The organism is Proluteimonas luteida (assembly GCF_021191695.1).
GTDB lineage: Bacteria > Pseudomonadota > Gammaproteobacteria > Xanthomonadales > Xanthomonadaceae > Luteimonas > Luteimonas luteida.
Window position 1 is genome coordinate 90,726 of sequence record NZ_JAIWPT010000012.1, and the last position, 14,377, is coordinate 105,102.

The 14,377-nt window shown below is 71.4% G+C and carries 12 protein-coding genes and 1 pseudogene; 6 read left to right on the forward strand and 7 right to left on the reverse strand.

Annotated elements, in window-relative coordinates; genetic code table 11:
- The first annotated feature begins 28 nt into the window (after window positions 1-28).
- The gene (gene msrA / locus LDO26_RS11950) at window positions 29-679 is read left to right on the forward strand and encodes a peptide-methionine (S)-S-oxide reductase MsrA (RefSeq protein WP_232131323.1); all 651 of its coding nucleotides are present in this window, start codon (window positions 29-31) and stop codon (window positions 677-679) included.
- Window positions 680-890: 211 nt separating this feature from the next.
- Here the strand turns inward: msrA and rnk are convergent, their stop codons facing one another.
- The 4 genes from rnk to ahpC form a co-directional block, all read right to left on the reverse strand.
- The gene (gene rnk, locus LDO26_RS11955; RefSeq protein ID WP_232131324.1) at window positions 891-1,316 is read right to left on the reverse strand and encodes a nucleoside diphosphate kinase regulator; all 426 of its coding nucleotides are present in this window, start codon (window positions 1,314-1,316) and stop codon (window positions 891-893) included.
- Window positions 1,317-1,403: 87 nt separating this feature from the next.
- Window positions 1,404-2,321, reverse strand: a complete 918-nt coding sequence (locus tag LDO26_RS11960; protein ID WP_232131325.1) for a LysR substrate-binding domain-containing protein — start codon at window positions 2,319-2,321, stop codon at window positions 1,404-1,406.
- Window positions 2,322-2,409: 88 nt separating this feature from the next.
- Window positions 2,410-3,993, reverse strand: coding sequence for an alkyl hydroperoxide reductase subunit F (gene ahpF / locus LDO26_RS11965; protein ID WP_232131326.1), 1,584 nt, complete (start codon window positions 3,991-3,993; stop codon window positions 2,410-2,412).
- Window positions 3,994-4,211: 218 nt separating this feature from the next.
- Window positions 4,212-4,775, reverse strand: coding sequence for an alkyl hydroperoxide reductase subunit C (ahpC, locus tag LDO26_RS11970; protein ID WP_232131327.1), 564 nt, complete (start codon window positions 4,773-4,775; stop codon window positions 4,212-4,214).
- Window positions 4,776-5,282: 507 nt separating this feature from the next.
- On the opposite strand from ahpC, the gene prmC reads away from it, so the two are divergent.
- The 3 genes and pseudogenes from prmC to LDO26_RS11985 form a co-directional block, all read left to right on the forward strand.
- Window positions 5,283-6,149 carry a peptide chain release factor N(5)-glutamine methyltransferase gene (gene prmC / locus LDO26_RS11975; protein ID WP_232131328.1) on the forward strand — a complete coding sequence of 289 codons (867 nt, stop codon included), beginning with the start codon at window positions 5,283-5,285 and terminating at the stop codon, window positions 6,147-6,149.
- A 37-nt stretch (window positions 6,150-6,186) separates the two neighbouring features.
- Window positions 6,187-7,128, forward strand: coding sequence for a prolyl aminopeptidase (pip, locus tag LDO26_RS11980; protein WP_232131329.1), 942 nt, complete (start codon window positions 6,187-6,189; stop codon window positions 7,126-7,128).
- 35 nt (window positions 7,129-7,163) lie between these two features.
- Window positions 7,164-7,379, forward strand: a pseudogene (locus LDO26_RS11985) (alkylphosphonate utilization protein); the annotation flags it as partial.
- Window positions 7,380-7,413: 34 nt separating this feature from the next.
- On the opposite strand, the gene LDO26_RS11990 reads toward LDO26_RS11985, so the two are convergent.
- The 3 genes from LDO26_RS11990 to LDO26_RS12000 all read right to left on the reverse strand — a co-directional run bounded on the left by LDO26_RS11990 (window position 7,414) and on the right by LDO26_RS12000 (window position 9,591).
- Window positions 7,414-7,977: an NUDIX hydrolase gene (locus LDO26_RS11990; RefSeq protein ID WP_232131330.1), complete on the reverse strand. Its 564-nt coding sequence runs from the start codon at window positions 7,975-7,977 to the stop codon at window positions 7,414-7,416.
- A gap of 73 nt (window positions 7,978-8,050) precedes the next feature.
- Window positions 8,051-8,971, reverse strand: a complete 921-nt coding sequence (locus tag LDO26_RS11995; RefSeq protein WP_232131331.1) for a 5'-3' exonuclease — start codon at window positions 8,969-8,971, stop codon at window positions 8,051-8,053.
- 23 nt (window positions 8,972-8,994) lie between these two features.
- A complete protein-coding gene (locus LDO26_RS12000) occupies window positions 8,995-9,591 on the reverse strand; it encodes a nitroreductase family protein (protein WP_232131332.1) in 597 nt (198 codons plus the stop codon).
- A gap of 69 nt (window positions 9,592-9,660) precedes the next feature.
- Between LDO26_RS12000 and LDO26_RS12005 the strand changes: the two genes are divergently transcribed.
- A complete protein-coding gene (locus LDO26_RS12005; RefSeq protein WP_232131333.1) occupies window positions 9,661-12,042 on the forward strand; it encodes a DUF1631 family protein in 2,382 nt (793 codons plus the stop codon).
- Window positions 12,043-12,174: 132 nt separating this feature from the next.
- On the forward strand, window positions 12,175-14,340 hold the full coding sequence (locus tag LDO26_RS12010) for a DUF1631 family protein (protein ID WP_232131334.1): 2,166 nt from the start codon (window positions 12,175-12,177) through the stop codon (window positions 14,338-14,340).
- Window positions 14,341-14,377: the final 37 nt, after the last annotated feature.

The window sequence follows — 14,377 nt, forward strand, 5'->3', positions numbered from 1 at the left end:
CGCAGTCCCGCGCGACCAGGAGACCGGCATGTTGGGAATCGGAGCATGGAAACAGCGGTTGCCGCAGCCGCAGGACGCCTTGCCCGGCCGCGACACGCCGCTGCCGCTGCACAACGTGCATGCGGTCAACGGCCAGCCGCTGCGCGGCGATTTCGACGGGCTCGAACGCGTGCTGTTCGGCATGGGCTGCTTCTGGGGCGCCGAACGCAAGTTCTGGCCGCTGCCGGGCGTGGTCACGACCGCGGTCGGCTATGCCGGTGGCGTGACCCCGAACCCGACCTATCGCGAGGTCTGCTCCGGCCGGACCGGGCATGCCGAGATCGTGCTGGTGGTCTACGACCCGGCGCGCATCGCCTTCGAGACCCTGCTGCAGACCTTCTGGGAAAACCACGACCCGACCCAGGGCATGCGCCAGGGCAACGATGTCGGCACCCAGTACCGCTCGGCGCTGTATTGCACCACGCCGGCGCAGTTCGCGCTGGCCACGCGCAGCCGCGATGCCTACCAGGCGCGGCTGCAGGCGGCTGGCCTGCCGGCGATCACGACCGAGCTGCGCGAGGACGCGCCGCCGTTCTACTACGCCGAGGACGAGCACCAGCAGTACCTGCACAAGCATCCGGGTGGCTATTGCGGACTGGGTGGAACCGGTGTGGCCTGTCCGGTCGGACTGACGCTGTAGCCGGCACGCACTGCGGCGGCCATGTGTGGCTGCCGCAGTTGTCGCCGCTGCGTTCGATGCGTCCGCCCGTCAAGGGCGCCGTGCGCGCAGCCCTGTTGCCTGCGCCGTCGTGCGCTGGTGTCCCGGGCGCGCGGCTGCCGGCGATGGCGTGGCAGCCGTGTGGTTGCCGGCTGTCGTGCCCGGCTGTTGCCGCGTGGCTTCGTCGCCGCGGTCAGGTGGCGGCCGGCGTCACCGCGGTCACGCGCAGGCGCAGCGTGCGCCCCCCGCTGGCGGGCCAGTCGATCTGCTGGCCGACAGACAGGCCGAGCAGGGCGCTGCCCACGGGTGCGAGCACCGACACGCGGCCGGTGTCGACATCGGCCTCGTGCGGGTAGACCAGGGTCAGGGCGTGCGCGGCGCCGTCGTGTTCGTCGACGCATTCGACGGTACTGTGCATGCCGACCACGTCGGCGGGTACCTCGCCGGGCGGCAGGACGTCGGCGCGGTCGAGTTCGCGCTGCAGCGCGGCCGCCGCGGCGTTGCCGCGCAGGGCCGGTGCGTCGAGCATGGCCTCCAGGCGGGCGACGTCGTGCGCGGAAATGCGGATGGCGGGGGTGGCACTCGACGGCGGCAGGCCGCTCTGGGATTGCGATGACATCGGGATCTCCTCGTGGATGCAAAGAAAAGCGGCGCAGGGCGCCGCTCGAGGAGATTGTGCCGGGAATGCAGCCCGTGCGCGATGGCGTCAGTCCTGCGCAGGCATGCGCAGCAGATCCGCCGGCAATGCCCTGAACAGCCCGGCCAGGTCGCCGAGGAAGGCCGACATCGCCGAACTCCGGCGCCAGACCATCGCGATGCGCCGGCTGGGCGGCGGGTCGTCGGCGAAACCGACCAGGCGGATGTCCGGCGACTGCGCCACCGGCGGCTGCACCGCCAGCATCGGCAGCAGGGTCACGCCGACATTGGCGGCGACCATCTGCCGCAGGGTCTCCAGGCTGGTGGCCTGGAAGCCGGATTTCTCGCTGGCCCCGGCCAGGTGGCAGACGTCCAGCGCCTGGTCGCGCAGGCAGTGGCCGTCCTCGAGCAGCAGCAGGCGCTGGTCGGAGAGGTCAGCCAGCCGCAGGGGGGCATGGCCCGCAAGCGGATGATGGTCCGGCACCGCGAGTACGAACGGTTCCTCGAACAGCGGCTCGATGTGCAGATGTTCGTCGTGGACCGGCAGCGCCAGCAGCGCGGCATCCAGCCGGCCCTCGCGCAGTTGCGCCAGCAGCACGTCGCTCTTCTCCTCGATCAGCAGCAATTCCAGCTGCGGAAAGCGCGTGCGGATCGCCGGCACCACGTGCGGTAGCAGGTAGGGCCCCAGCGTCGGGAACATGCCCAGGCGCAGGGTGCCGGCTTCGGGATCCATGTTGCGTCGCGCGGCTTCCTTCATCTGCTCGACGTCGCCGACGATGCGACGCGCGCGCTCGGCCACCAGCAGGCCGGTCGGCGTCAGCATGACCTTGCGCGGCGCGCGCTCGACCAGTGGCGCGCCGAGTTCCTCCTCGAGCTTGCGGATCTGCGTCGACAGCGTCGGCTGGCTGACGAAGCAGGCCGCGGCGGCACGGCCGAAATGAAGGTGGTCGGCCAGCGCGACGAAGTACTTCAGGTCGCGCAGGTTCACCGGTGGCCTTCCAGCGACAGGCAACGGCGGAAGCCTGCCGGCGATTGGCGCCGGCAGGCGATCCGGGGGGGCGTTGCGCCGCGGCCGCTCACGCGGCCTCGGTTTCGGCCTGGACCGGCGCGGAGGCGCGGATCAGGTGGTCGAACGCGCCCAGCGCCGCCTTCGAGCCTTCGCCCATCGCGATGACGATCTGCTTGTAGGGCACGATGGTGGCGTCGCCGGCTGCGAACACGCCCGGCACCGAGGTCTGGCCGCGCGCGTCGACGACGATCTCGCCGCGCGGCGACAGCTCGACCACACCCTTGAGCCATTCGGTATTGGGCAGCAGGCCGATCTGCACGAACACGCCCTCCAGCTCGAGCCGGTGGCTGTCGCCGCCAACCCGGTCCCTGTACACCAGGCCATTGACCCGGTTGCCATCGCCCAGCACCTCGGTGGTCTGCGCGCTGGTGATGATGCGCACGTTGGGCAGGCTGCGCAGCTTGCGCTGCAGCACCTCGTCGGCGCGCAGCTGCGCGTCGTACTCGATCAGGGTCACATGGGCCACGATGCCGGCCAGGTCGATCGCCGCTTCGACGCCGGAGTTGCCGCCGCCGATCACCGCCACGCGCTTGCCCTTGAACAGCGGACCGTCGCAGTGCGGGCAGTAGGCAACGCCCTTGTTGCGGTACTGGTCCTCGCCGGGCACGTTCATCTGCCGCCAGCGCGCGCCGGTGGACAGGATCACGGTCCTGGACTTCAGCGACGCGCCGTTCTCGAGCTTGACCTCGATCAGGCCGTCGTCGCCGGCCGGGGCCAGCTGCGTCGCACGCTGCAGGTTCATGATGTCGACCTCGTACTCGCGCACGTGCTGCTCCAGCGCGGCCGCCAGCTTCGGTCCCTCGGTCGCCTTGACCGAGATGAAGTTCTCGATCGCCATGGTGTCGAGCACCTGGCCGCCGAAGCGCTCGGCGGCGACGCCGGTGCGGATGCCCTTGCGCGCGGCGTACACGGCCGCCGCGGCGCCGGCGGGGCCGCCGCCGACCACCAGCACGTCGAAGGCATCCTTCTGCGCGATCTTCGCCGCCTCGCGCGCCGCGGCGCCGGTGTCGAGCTTGGCGACGATCTGCTCCAGCGTCATCCGGCCCTGGTCGAACGGCTGGCCGTTGAGGAACACCGTCGGCACCGACATGATCTCGCGCGCCTCGACCTCGTCCTGGAACAGCGCGCCGTCGATCGCGGTATGGCGGATGCGCGGATTCAGCACCGCGGCCAGGTTCAGCGCCTGCACCACGTCCGGGCAGTTCTGGCACGACAGCGAATAGTAGGTCTCGAAGTCGTAGTCGCCCTCGAGCGCGGCGACCTGCTCCAGCGTCTCCTGCGCGGCCTTCGACGGGTGGCCGCCGACCTGCAGCAGGGCGAGGACCAGCGACGTGAACTCGTGGCCCATTGGCAGGCCGGCGAAGCGCAGGTGGATGTCGTGGCCGGGCGAGGTCAGCGCGAACGACGGGCGGCGTGCATCGTCGCCGCCGGTGTCGACGGTGATCTTCGGGCTGGCGTCCTTGAGGTCGTCGAGCAGGGACAGCAGTTCGCGCGATTTCTCGCCGTCATCGATCGAGGCGATGATGTGGATCGGGCGCTTGGCGCGCTCCAGGTAGCCCTTGAGCTGGGCTTTGAGATCGGCTTCCAACATGGACTGCTCCTGACATCGGGGTTGGGGTGCCCGTGACGCGTCGCCAGGCGGCGCATCCGGGAGGGGGAGAGGGGTGAACCGCAACCTGCATCGGCGATGCCGGCTCCGGTTCACCCCCATCCGCCGCGACGCGGGGATGGGGATGGCGCGCACCGTGGCGTCGTGGCCCGGTGCGCGCGGTCGGGGGAAGCGTGGCGTCCCCGGATCCGGTCCGTGGATCAGATCTTGCCGACCAGGTCCAGCGACGGCGCCAGGGTCTTCTCGCCTTCCTTCCACTTGGCCGGGCAGACCTCGTTCGGGTGGGCGGCGACGTACTGCGCGGCCTTGAGCTTGCGCAGGGTTTCGGAGATGTCGCGGGCGATGGCGTTGTCGTGGATTTCCAGGGTCTTGATCACGCCGTCCGGGTTGACGATGAAGGTGCCGCGCAGCGCCAGGCCTTCTTCCGGGATGTAGACGTCGAACGCCTTGGTCAGCTGGTGGGTCGGATCGCCGACCAGCGGGAACTGGGCCTTGCCGACCGCCGGCGAGGTCTCGTGCCAGACCTTGTGCGAGAAGTGGGTGTCGGTGGTGACGATGTAGACCTCGGCGCCGGCCTTCTGGAACTCGGCGTAGTTGTCGGCGGCGTCCTCGACCTCGGTCGGGCAGTTGAAGGTGAAGGCGGCCGGCATGAAGATCACGACCGACCACTTGCCCTTCAGGCTGTCGTTGGTGACTTCGATGAACTCGCCGTTCTGGAATGCGGTGGTCTTGAACGGCTGGACTTCGGTGTTGATGAGGGACATGGAAACTCCTGCAGGAAGGGGAGGCGGAACGGTCGGAACCGTCGGGCCGGGGTGCCGGCTGGGGAGAAGCTTAGATGGCGCCTATCGATATGTAAAATCGATAATAGATATTCTATCGATAGACCTTGACTATCGGTATGCGATTGGAAATTTCAATGGCCTGGACCGCGATCCGGACTTGCAATCATTGGTGCGCTGCAGCAATATCGATGGCAAGGGATCGCGCAGGTGCTCTCGCAACATCGGACACCCGGCGCGCTCCAGGCGGCCCAGGCCGCACACCCGGTTCCGTGTCCGTACCTCCCTCCCACACGCGTCACGGAATTTTGAAGGCGGCTTCGGCCGCCTTCATTTTTTTGTGGCCTGCCGCCGATGGCGGCGACCCTTCGGGCCAACGCTTGCGCGATGCCGGAAACCGCTCCCGGCTTTCTTGTGGCGCGGTATCCACGGCCGCTCCCCGTCAGGCCGCCGCCGCATCCGTTCCGTGCGCGGCTACGATGTGCGGCCATGGAAACCACGCCGCCCCTTTCGCTGGACGCACTGCTGCGCGCGGCCGGTGCCCGCATCGACCCGCTCGACGCGCGCTGGCTGCTCGCGCATGCCGCCGGGCAGTCGCCGGGCTGGCTGTTCGCGCATGCCACCGATGCCGCGCCACCTGGGCTCGCCGCGCGGTTCGAGGCGCTGGTCGAACGGCGCGCGGCCGGTGAGCCGGTCGCCTATCTGACCGGCCGGCGCGGCTTCTGGACGCTGGACCTGGCGGTCACGCCCGATACGCTGATCCCGCGTCCGGAAACCGAACTGCTGGTGGAGCTGGCGCTGGCACGCCTGCCGCATGCGCAGGGCGTGCGCTTCGCCGACCTCGGCACCGGCAGCGGCGCGATCGCACTGGCGGTCGCGCGCGAACGCGATGACGTCGCCGTCGTCGCCACCGACGCCAGCGCCGCCGCGCTCGATGTCGCGCGTGCCAATGCGATCGCCCACGCGCCCGGGCGGGTCGAATTCCGTCATGGCGACTGGTTCGCGCCGCTGGCCGGCGAGCGCTTCGATGTCATCGCCAGCAATCCCCCTTACATCGCCGCGCGCGACGCGCACCTGCAGCAGGGCGACCTGCGCTTCGAGCCGTCGTCGGCGCTGGCGTCCGGGCACGATGGGCTCGATGCGATCCGCGTGCTGGTCGCCGGCGCCCCGGAACACCTGCGTGCGGGCGGCTGGCTGCTGCTCGAACACGGCTTCGAGCAGGGCGCGGAGGTCCGTGCACTGATGCGCGGGCACGGCTTCGACGACATCGCCACGGCCCGCGACCTGGAGCAGCGCGACCGGGTCACGCTTGGCCGCATCGGCCGGGAAGCCGGCGGAGCCCCGGCGGCGGGCTGATAGACTGCACGCCGGTGTTTTTCCCGGATTTGCCCGCATGCGACAGCTCTATCCCCAGATCGAACCCTTCGACACCGGCACCCTCGCCGTCGGTGGCCGCCACGCGCTCTACTACGAGCAGTGCGGCAATCCGAAAGGCAAGCCGGTGGTGCTGTTGCACGGGGGGCCCGGCGGTGGCTGCACGCCGAAGATGCGCTGTTTCCACGACCCGGCGAAGTACCGGATCGTGCTGTTCGACCAGCGCGGCGCGGGGCGTTCGACGCCGCATGCCGACCTGGTCGACAACACCACCTGGGATCTCGTCGCCGACATCGAGCGGCTGCGCGAGCACCTGGGCATCGACCAGTGGCAGGTGTTCGGTGGTTCCTGGGGCTCGACGCTGGCGCTGGCCTACGCGCAGACCCACGCGCGCCGCGTCACCGAGCTGGTGCTGCGCGGGATCTTCATGCTGCGGCGCTGGGAACTGGAATGGTTCTACCAGCAGGGCGCGTCGCGGCTGTTCCCCGAAGCCTGGGAGCGTTACGTCGCGGCGATCCCCGAGGCCGAGCGCGGCGACCTGATCGCCGCGTTCCACAAGCGCCTGACCAGCGACGACGAAGCCACGCGGCTGGCCGCGGCACGGGCCTGGAGCGTGTGGGAAGGCGCGACCAGCTTCCTGCACATCGACGAGGGCTTCGCCGACAGCCATGCCGACGCGCAGTTCGCGCTGGCCTTCGCCCGCATCGAGAACCACTACTTCGTCAATGGCGGCTTCTTCGAAGTCGACGACCAGCTGCTGCGCGACGCCTACCGCATCGTCGACATCCCCGGCGTCATCGTCCATGGCCGTTACGACGTGGTGTGCCCGGTGCAGAACGCCTGGGACCTGCACAAGGCCTGGCCGAAGGCGCAACTGGTGATCACGCCGGCCTCGGGCCATTCCGCGTTCGAGGCCGAGAACATCGACGCGCTGGTGCGCGCCACAGACGCGTTCGCCTGAACGCATTGCAAGGAACGGGAATGAGCGACGAAGAGACGATCGTGGTCAAGGACAGCAACGGTACCGTGCTCGCCGACGGCGATGCGGTGACGCTGGTCAAGGACCTCAAGGTCAAGGGCACCAGCGTGACCCTCAAGCGCGGCACGCTGGTCAAGAACATCCGCCTGACCGACGACGCCGACCTGATCGAGTGCAACGCCGAGAAGGTCAAGGGCCTGGTGCTGCGGACGGAGTTCCTCAAGAAGGCCTGATCGGGCGGCGGGTTCCGTCCGACCCGCCACGCCTTCAACCCGCCGGCGACCCGTCCGGGTTGAACTCGATCATCCACAGCCCGGCCCACAGCTTGAGGTCGAGCTCGAAGCCCTCGGCGTGCTTGCGCATCAGCCATGCGGCAGCCTCGCTGCGCGGGATCGCGTGCACGGTGATGTCCTCGTCGGCGACGCCGCCGCCGTCGCCGACCCGGGTCAGATCGCGGGCACGGGCGAAGGCGATGCGCTCGTTGCTCATGCCGGCCGAGGTCGGCCCGGTCAGCAGCACGTCGACGCGGCCGGGCGACCAGCCGGTCTCCTCGATCAGCTCGCGCCGCGCCGCTTCCTCCAGCGAGTCGTCGTCGTGGTCGTCGCCGACCAGCCCGGCGGGCATTTCGATCGTGCGCGCGCCCAGCGGCATGCGGTACTGCTCGACGAACAGCACCTCGTCGGCCGGCGTGACCGCGATGACCAGCACCGCGAGCCCGTCGCGGCCATGGGTGCGCTCGCACGACTCCCATTTGCCGTGGCGGACCAGGCGCAGCCAGTCGCCCTGGTAGAGGAGTTCGGTGCCGTCGTCGGCGTCGGGTCGGTTGCTCATGCGCCGATGCTAACGCCAGCGCATGGAAATGGCGCGTCATGGTCCGCGCGCCGGCCTGCCGGTCCGGCGGCCTTCATCCCGGCGCGTAGGCCAGCCCGGCGGCGGCGTGCAGCCGGCGCCGGGTCAGCGGACCGAAGCGCAGGGTCTCGCACAGCGCGCCCAGTGCGTCGGCATCGCCTGCGCGGCGCGCGAACCCGTGCGCGGCCTCGCCCAGCGGCGCGTCGCGGGCAATGGTCGTCAACTGCCGGTACAGCAGCGCGGCCTCGCGGTGCAGCTTGAGCTTCGCGCCGGCCTGGCCGGCGCCGCGGAAGCGCAGGTACTGGATCTCGTCGACGCGTTCGATCAGCGCATCGAGCGTGCCGAAATGGTGCAACAGGCTGGCCGCGGTCTTGCTGCCGATGCCCGGCACGCCCGGGATGTTGTCGATCGCATCGCCGCACAGCGCCAGATAGTCGGCGATCTGGTGCGCCTCGACGCCATGGCGTGCACGCACGCCGGCCGCGCCCCAGCGCAGGCCGCGGGCGAAGTCCCATTGCTCGTCGTTGCCCTGCAGCAGCTGCGAGAGGTCCTTGTCGGCCGAGACGATGACGCCGCGGTGCGCCCGCGCGCGTCCGGCATGCAGCGCACTGCCGATGAGGTCGTCGGCCTCGTATTCGGCATCGGCCAGCACGATCAGGCCCAGCGCGCGGCACAGCGCCTTGCAGTGCACGAACTGGCGGCGCAGCGCCTCGGGCGCCGGCGGCCGGTTGGCCTTGTAGGCGGGATAGAGGCGGTTGCGGAAACAGCTGTCGAGCGCCTCGTCGAACGCGACCGCGATGTGCCGTGGCCGTTCGCGTTCCAGCAGTTCGGCGAGAAAGCGCGCGAAGCCGTGCACCGCGTTGGTCGGCCAGCCGTCGCGGTCCTGGAACTCGTCGGGCAGCGAATGCCAGGCGCGGAACACGTAGAGGCTGGCGTCGACCAGCACCAGCGGCGCCTCGGGAGGACGCCGCGCCATCGGATCGTCCGCGGCCACCGCGCTCAGCTGCCGTGCCAGTCGGTCAGCAGCGCGGCCGGGTCCGGCCGCTCGCGCTCGGGGGATTCGCGCGCGGGCGTGCCGATGTGGATGAAGCCGACGATGCGCTCCTGCACGCCGATGCCGAGCGCGCCGGTCATGGTGCCGTCGTCGGCGGCCCAGCCGGTCAGCCAGACCGCGCCGAAGCCGAGTGCCTGCGCGGCCTGCAGCAGGGCGAAGCAGACGCAGCCGGCGGTCAGCAGGCGCTCCTGCGCGGGGATCGCGGTGTCGTCCGGGTCGAACACCGCGACCACCGCGATCACCAGCGGCGCATGCGAGAACCGGTGCCGCGCCTTCTCGCGCGCACCGTCGCCGGCATCGGGCTCGCGTTCCAGCAGCCGCGCCTCGGCCAGCGCACCGAGGCGGTCGCGGGCCTCGCCGGCGATGCGGATGAAGCGGAACGGCACCCGCTTGCCGTGGTCGGGCACCCGCGACGCGGCGCGCAGCATGCGCAGCAGGGTGGCATCGTCAGGGCCCGGAAAGCCGAGCTGCGCGGCCGGCACCGAGCGCCGGGCATCGAGCGCCGACAGCGCGTCGCATTCACTATTTGGGAGTATCGTCACAGACCTGTCAGGCAGCTTCGGGAATCTTGTTGCCGGGGCAGTTTGCCCCGTCCCCCGATTGTCCCCCAAATGACGCACTACGACGACATCGCCGTGGCAAGCGGTACGCGCGCGGCCCCACCGCCCGGTGCCGCACGCGTGCTCGAGACTCTGCGCCACGACGCGGTGACCGAGCTGGGCGGGGTGCTGTCGGGCTTCTGGAGCGGGATCGAGGAACAGGTGCGGCTGGCGGCGCTGGCCGGCCACGACTACATGGCCGCGCAGGACGACCGGGTGGCGGTGCTCGATCTCAGCCACCGCGCGCTGGAACTGGCGACACGTTTCCGCAAGTCGATCGAGCGCGAGTTCGACCTGTGGCTGGCCGACAGCGCCGAGCGCGAGGTCCGCGATTCGCTGAGCCTGATGTCGGAAGGACAGCTGGAAGTGCATCTGGCCGGCCAGCAGATCGTCGAGCTGATGGACCACCAGTTCCTGCACCCGCTGGCGACGCTCGACGACCGTCTGCAGGTGCTGGCGGCCCAGCTTGGCATCCGCGGCGCGCATGCCAATCCGCTGCGCCCCGAGGTACCGGTGAAAGCGTTCATGCGCCTGTTCGAGGCCGACGAACTGCCGCCGGGCCTGCGCACGATGGTCTTCCGCCAGTTCGACAAGCGGCTGCCGGCGATCCTCGGCGAGGTCTACGAGCGTGCGAACGCCACGCTGGATGCCGCGTCGATCGGTGGCCACGCGGCGGGCGCGCGCTCCGCTCCCCATCCGCAGCAGCGCGTGGCGCGGCCGGCCCATGACGCGGCGCCCGCCGGCGCCGTGGAGAACGAATGGATTCCCGATGGCGGCGTCGTCGCCCCGTTGCAGGCGGCGCCCGCGCAGCTGTCCGCGGACGCGGCCACGGCGGCGGGCAGTGCCGGCTATGGCCCGCTGTCGGCAGGACTGATGCAGGTCCTTGCCGCCCACGAGCAGGGCCAGGACCAGGCCGCGGGTGCCGCGGCACCGGTGCACGGCTACCGCGACCTGGTGCGCGAACAGCTCCACACCTGGCGCGAGCGCAGGCTTGCGGCCGCGGCGCAGGTGCCGGCGGGCGAGCATGGCGCGGATGGCGTCGGCAACGTCCTGAGCATGTCGCAACTGCTCAGCGTCACCACGATGCTGCAGAACGACGACCCGGCGCCGTATGCGCGCGCGCTGGTCGGCGAGGACCGGCGGCCGTTGTCGGACGTGATCCGCGACCAGCTGCTGCGCGGGCTGCGCGAGCTCGGCGTCGACCCGGAGCGCACGCCGCTCAGCCGCGACGACGAGGATGCCATCGACCTGGTCGGCATCCTGTTCCAGTCGCTGTTCGACGCCAACGACCTGCTGCAGCAGGCGCGCGACATCTACGGCCGTCTGGTCGTGCCCTACCTGAAGGTCGCGCTGACCGACGATTCGATGTTCAACCAGCGCGCGCACCCGGCGCGCAGGCTGCTCGACGCGGTGACCGAGGCCTGCGACGGCAACGCCGGCGAGACCCCGCAGGACCGCGACACGCTGCAGCACACCGGGCGCGTCGTCGACCGCGTGGTCGAGGAATACCGGGACGATCAGGCGGTGTTCGAGCTGGCCGCGACCGAACTGCGCCAGCGGCTCGACCAGCAGCGGCGCCGCGCGGAGGTCGCCGAACGCCGCGCCGCCGAGGCGATCCACGGGCGCGAACGCCTGCAGCAGGCGCGCCGCAGCGTCGACGACCTGGTCGCGTCGCGGCTGCGCGAACGCCCGCTGACCGCGGTGGTGGCCCTGTTCCTCGACCGCCACTGGCGCCACCACCTGACCCGGACCTGGCTGCGCGACGGCCCGGATTCGGCGCGGCATCTCGCCGCGATCGGCGTCGGCGATGCGATGGTGCAGGTCGACGCCGACGCCGCGCTGGCGCTCGGCGGCGCGGTGGCCGACGAACTGCTGGCCCTGCAGGTCCCGCTGGGCGACTGCTATTCCAGCTGCGGCATGGACGCCAATGCCGCGCGCGACGCGATGGCGCGGATCATCGCCGCGCTGGCACTGCCGGATACGCTACGCCGCGTGTACGTGCCGCAACCGCCGGAGGAGGCGACCGAAGACGCCGACGATGATCCCGCGCTGCACGTCGCCGGCGGCAGCGATACCCTCGACTTCGACCCGACGGTCGCCGCGCGCATGCGCCAGCTGCGCGTGGGGCAGGGGCTGCGGCTGATCGACGCGAACGGCCGCGAGTCGGCCGCGCGCGTGGCCTGGATCAGCCCGTTGACCGCGCGCCTGCTGCTCGTCAACCGGCGTGGCGCACGCCGGATGGTGGTCTCGCCCGAGGAGCTCGCGGCGATGGTCGGTGCCGGCCGCGCCGAGATCCGCGCGGTCGACGCGCCGTTCGACGAGGCGATGAAGCACCTGTGGCAACAGCTCAACGCGGCCAACGACGCCGCGCCCGCGGACCAGGCGGTCGGCTGATCCGCGGCGCCGTCCGCCGCCGTCGCCGGCCTTGCGGGCCGGGCGACGTCCACTGCCCCCGCTCCCGCGCAGACCGTCACGCCCGCGTACGATAATGTCGCGCTGACGATCCCCTGGGGCGAGGTGGGCACGATGCCCGGAGCACGGACATACGGAAGCCATGGCGACGGCGCGCGGCAGGATGCGCCGGCGCAGGTCGTCGACGTATTGCGCCGGGAGACGTTCGCAAGGCTCGGGCCGCTGCTCGGCGAGACCGTGCGCGGCGAGCGCGCGCGCCTGGCCGCGCTGCAGGCCGATGCCGTGCAGGCCAACCGGCCGGCGCCCGCCGGCGTCGCGGAGGCCCTGACCAACCTGGCGATCCTCGGCGCCGAACTCATGGACCACGAGCAGCGCTGGCAGAAGTCGCTGGGCGAGGCGTTCGCGGCGTGGCCGCACCCGCCGGCGGCGCGGGTGGTGTCCGGGTTCGCGCTGGTGTCCGACGACGAACTGCAGGCGCAACTGATCGGGCAGCCGGTCGCCGAGGCGTTGGACAAGCGCTTCGCCTACGTGCGCGACGTCATCGACAAGCGGCTGCTGTCGCTGGCCGCGCGCCTGCAGACCGGGCAGCGCCCGACCAACCCGATGGCGCCGCAGCACGTCGTCGACGCGTTCCTGGCCGCGTTCACGCCGCAGGACTGCACGCCCGGATTGCGCCAGTCGCTGCTGCGCCACCACGAGAAGCTGCTGGAATCGCACCTCGGTCCCCTGTACGAGTGGTGCAATGCGTACCTGGCCGAAGCCGGGCATGCGATGGCCAGCGGCAACGACCATGCCTCGCTGGTCGCCCGCGGCGGAAACGACGATGTCGTCGCTGTCCACGGCACGGGCTGGGAGCGCGGCAACGTGGTCGCGGCGACCGACGCGGCCTGGCAGCGCAGCGGGTCGGCGCACGGCGCCGCGGCCGGCGACGGGCCACGCGGTGCGCTGCTGCGCACCCACGCGCGACGCGTGCGCACGTCCGCGCAGGCGGACCGGGTGCAACCGGGCCGGTTCTTCCGCCAGGCCGAGTTCATGTCCACGCTGGGACTGCTGCAGGCCGACGGGACGCTGCCCGGGCCCGCGGCGCGGCATTCGACGCGGATGCGCGCGGGCCTGTATGCGGTGGCCGGCCAGCTCGGCATCGAGCAGCGCGATGTCGACCTGACGCCGGAACAGGACGACGCGATCGACGTGGTCGGGCGCCTGTTCGATGCGCTGGCGGCGCGCCACATGCTGTCGCCGGAGGCGCTGCGGAAGCTGTCGATCCTGACCCTGCCTTACCTGTATTTCGCGCTGGAGGACCCGCGCCTGTTCGATGACCCGCCGCCGCCGGCGATGCAGCTGTTGTCGCAGTTGCTGGAGCTGTGGGACGGCGCCGATCCGGACGATGCGGCGGGCGCGCATGCACTGGCCGATCGCGTCGCCGACGAGATCGTGCGTGCCGCGCCGGGCGACGTCACCGTGTTCGCCCGGGGGCTGGCGCAGATCGACGCGGGCATGGCGCCGGTGCGTCGCCGCGCCGAGGCCGGCGAGCGGCGGACCTGGCAGGCGATCCGCGGGCGCGAACGGCTGGACGCGGCCCGGCGCGATGCCGACGCCGCGCTGCGCGCCTGCCTGCAGGGCCGGGAGGTGCTCGACGCGACCGCGACCTTCCTTGATGCCCAGTGGCGCCAGGCGCTGGTGCAGACCTGGCTGCGCGACGGCGCCGGGTCGCCGCGGCACGAGGAACTGCGCGCGCTGGGCGATGCCCTGGTCGGCACCGATGCGCTGGCGCTGCGCGCCTCCGGCGACGAGATCGCCGACCGGCTGCTGGCGATCCTGCCCGCATTGCGCACCTGCTGCCGGCAGTGCGGGCTCGACGAGGCGGCGACCGAGGCGCAGATCGCCGCGCTGGTCTCCGCGCATGCCACCCCGGCGACGCCGCGCCGCGTGCACGAGATCATCGCGCTCGCCGGCGACGACGATGCACAGGCGACGCCGCAGGCCGGGCCGGCCGGCGCCGATGTCGATGCCGGTGCGGACGCATTCGAGATCGTCGAAGGGCAGCGTTTCCTGCAGCGCGATGTCGACGGACCTGACCGGCAGCTGCGGTTGGCCTGGTGCAGTCCGCTGACCGGCGCCTGCCTGCTGGTCAATGCCGGCGGCGCGAAGGCGCACCTGCTCACCCCGGGCGCGCTGCGTGCGATGGTGCGCAGGAGCGTGCTGCAGCCGCGCGATGCCGGCGGCGCGGTCGCCGCGGTGCTGCAGGACATGGCACGGCAGGCGCGCGCGGCGGGTTGATCGCCGCCGGGCGGGCCGTGCACCGGCGGCGGGAAAT

Excerpts from the sequence above, each read along its gene's own strand:
- msrA (WP_232131323.1), top strand. The coding sequence starts at position 29 with ATGTTGGGAATCGGAGCATGGAAACAGCGGTTGCCGCAGCCGCAGGAC.
- rnk (WP_232131324.1), bottom strand. The coding sequence starts at position 1,316 with ATGTCATCGCAATCCCAGAGCGGCCTGCCGCCGTCGAGTGCCACCCCC.
- ahpF (WP_232131326.1), bottom strand. The coding sequence starts at position 3,993 with ATGTTGGAAGCCGATCTCAAAGCCCAGCTCAAGGGCTACCTGGAGCGC.
- ahpC (WP_232131327.1), bottom strand. The coding sequence starts at position 4,775 with ATGTCCCTCATCAACACCGAAGTCCAGCCGTTCAAGACCACCGCATTC.
- prmC (WP_232131328.1), top strand. The coding sequence starts at position 5,283 with ATGGAAACCACGCCGCCCCTTTCGCTGGACGCACTGCTGCGCGCGGCC.
- pip (WP_232131329.1), top strand. The coding sequence starts at position 6,187 with ATGCGACAGCTCTATCCCCAGATCGAACCCTTCGACACCGGCACCCTC.
- LDO26_RS11990 (WP_232131330.1), bottom strand. The coding sequence starts at position 7,977 with ATGAGCAACCGACCCGACGCCGACGACGGCACCGAACTCCTCTACCAG.
- LDO26_RS11995 (WP_232131331.1), bottom strand. The coding sequence starts at position 8,971 with ATGGCGCGGCGTCCTCCCGAGGCGCCGCTGGTGCTGGTCGACGCCAGC.
- LDO26_RS12005 (WP_232131333.1), top strand. The coding sequence starts at position 9,661 with ATGACGCACTACGACGACATCGCCGTGGCAAGCGGTACGCGCGCGGCC.
- LDO26_RS12010 (WP_232131334.1), top strand. The coding sequence starts at position 12,175 with ATGCCCGGAGCACGGACATACGGAAGCCATGGCGACGGCGCGCGGCAG.